We start from the raw sequence: 2,543 nt of genomic DNA, 5'->3' as shown, positions 1-2,543 counted from the left end.
TGCGGCTGTGGGATACCGCGACCGGCCGGGAGATCGCGATTATGATCGGGGGTCGGAGTCGGTGGGCGCTCCTGCTTCCGGATGGTTCGTACAAGGTGGTCGGTGAGCCGGACGGCTCCTTCTGGTGGGTGATCAAGAACGTTCGTTTTGAGCCCGGCGAGTTGGACGGCTACGACCCGGTCGTCCGGCGCATCCCGGCGGACGCACCGCTGCCCCTGCCCACCGGCTGGCACCCCGTCCCACCCCGGGTAGCCCCGCCCGGCCCGCGTCCCGCGCCCAAGGGCGGCCTCTTCCGCCGCCGCTGACTGCACGACCGCGCAACTCTGCCGGCAGGCCCGGCCCGTCAGGAGCGGCTGAGGATGACGACGCTGCGTGGGCCGACGTCGATGGTGGGGCCGACCAGGCTGGTCGGGGCCGATTGTGGCGGGTCGGGGGTGGTGGTGTCCAGCACGAGCCCCCAGCCCCTTCCGGGGAGGATGAAGGTCACCGGTTCCCAGTAGGCGTTGAAGGCCAGCAGCAACTCACCGGCCTCAGCCCCGCCATCGTCCCCGAAATTGTGGCCGGGACCGTTGCCGCCGCGCAGGTGGGCGGCGAGTGCGTGGGCGAACGTGTCCTTCCAGTCGCCGTCGGTCATGGGCTGCCCGTCCGGGCGCAGCCAGGTCTGCACAACGCCACCGCCGGCCGCAGGCGAGACGCTGGTCGGGAAACGGCGGGCACGCAGCACCGGGTGCTCGCGGCGTAGCCGGATCAGACCGGCGGTAAAGGCGATGAGATCGGCGCGGTCCGGGTGGCCCAAGTGATCAAAATGGTCGGCGTTGCCAGCTGGCGGCCCAGTCCATCCAGGAGATGGCGTTGTCCTGGCAGTAGGCGTTGTTGTTGCCGTGCTGGCTGCGGCCGAGTTCGTCGCCGTGGGAGAGCATCGGCACGCCGTCGCTGACCAAAAGCGTGGTGAGCAGATTGCGTTGCTGGCGGGCGCGTAACGCCAGCACGGCCGGGTCATCGGTGTCGCCCTCTGCGCCGCAATTCCAGGACCTGTTGTCGTCGGTGCCGTCCCGGTTCCCCTCACCGTTGGGTTCGTTGTGCTTGGCGTCATACGACGTCAGATCACGCAGCGTGAAACCATCGTGGCAGGTGATGAAGTTGATGCTGGCCACCGGGCCGCGGGTCGGGTACAGGTCGGAGCTGCCGGCCAACCTCGTGGCCAGCGCCGGAACCCGGCCATCCAGACCCCGCCAGAAGTCGCGGACGTCGTCACGGTAGCGGCCGTTCCATTCCGACCAGCCGGCCGGGAAACGACCGAGGTCATAGCCGTCAACGCCGGTATCCCACGGCTCGGCAACCAGTTTCACCGCGGACAGCACCGGGTCCGCCGCGATCGCGTCGAGGAAGGCGGAGTACACATCCCACCCGGCGTCCTCGTCACGGGCCAGCGACGCGGCGAGGTCGAAACGGAAACCGTCGACGCCCATCGCCACCACCCAGTACCGCAATGCGTCGAGAACCAGGCGCAGCGCCGCGGGATGCGCGAGATCGAGGGTGTTACCGGTGCCGGTGGTGTCATAGTAGAAGCGCCGCTGCCCGGGGACGAGCCGATAGTAGGCGGCGTTGTCCAGACCGCGGTAGCACAGCGTCGGGCCGTTCTCGTTGCCCTCTGCGGTGTGGTTGAACACGACGTCCAGCAGCACTTCGAGCCCGGCGGCGTGCAGCGCCTCGACCATGGTCCGGAACTCGTCGACCTGCCCGCCGGGGACCGAGGTCGCTGCGTATTCGCCGTGCGGGGCGAAATAGCTGATCGAGTCGTATCCCCAGTAGTTGCGCAGGCCCTTGTCGAGCAGGACGCCGGAGTGCAGGAAATGGTGCACCGGCATCAGCTCGACGGTCGTCACACCCAACCGGAGCAGATGGTCGACGGCCGCGGGCGAGCCGAGACCGGCATAGGTGCCGCGCAGCGACGCCGGCACATCCGGAGCCAACTGGGTGAAGCCCTTGACGTGGGTTTCGTAGATGACGGTGTCCGACCACGGCACCCGGCCCGGCCCCGGGGCGGGAGGCTGCGTGGGCGCCACCACCACCGACCGGGGTACGCAGCCGGCCGAGTCGGCGTCGTTGCGGCGGTCCGGCTCACCGGGGATGTGCCCGAGCACCTCGGGCCCCCATCGCACCGTTCCCGTGACAGCGCGGGCATAGGGGTCCAACAGCAGCTTCGCCGGATTACACCGCAGCCCGGCGGCGGGATCCCACGGGCCGGACACCCGGAACCCGTAGTGGTCCCCAGCTCGCACGCCGGGCACATGGCCGCGCCAGGTGCCCGAATCGTCGCGCTCAAGGGGCACCCGCGTCTCACCGCCGCCGCCATTGCTTTTGCCGCTGCCGCCGTCATCATCGAAAAGGCAGAAGTCGACCGCGTCGGCGACTGCGGACAACACGCCGACATCAGCGCCGTCCGCGCGCAGGTGGACCCCGAGCGCGGATGTGGCGACCTTCCCGCCAGTCGTCGCGCCTGCCGATGGGCCGAGGGAGCTGTACGTCATGGCCGTATTATC

The 2,543-nt window shown here is 69.4% G+C and carries 1 protein-coding gene and 1 pseudogene; one reads left to right on the top strand and one right to left on the bottom strand.

Annotation, left to right across the window (positions count from 1 at the left end; all coding sequences use genetic code 11):
• On the top strand, positions 1-305 hold a 305-nt coding region (locus U9977_RS09825; protein ID WP_322748901.1), incomplete at its 5' end, for a hypothetical protein.
• Positions 306-343: 38 nt separating this feature from the next.
• Here U9977_RS09825 and glgX read toward each other — a convergent pair.
• Positions 344-2,531: pseudogene (gene glgX, locus U9977_RS09815) on the bottom strand (glycogen debranching protein GlgX).
• Positions 2,532-2,543 lie beyond the last annotated feature (12 nt).

This window comes from Protofrankia sp. Cas8 (genome assembly GCF_963555845.1).
GTDB lineage: Bacteria > Actinomycetota > Actinomycetes > Frankiales > Frankiaceae > Protofrankia.
The sequence above is the reverse complement of the archived record's forward strand: the minus strand, read 5'-3'. Positions and strand labels throughout refer to the sequence as shown.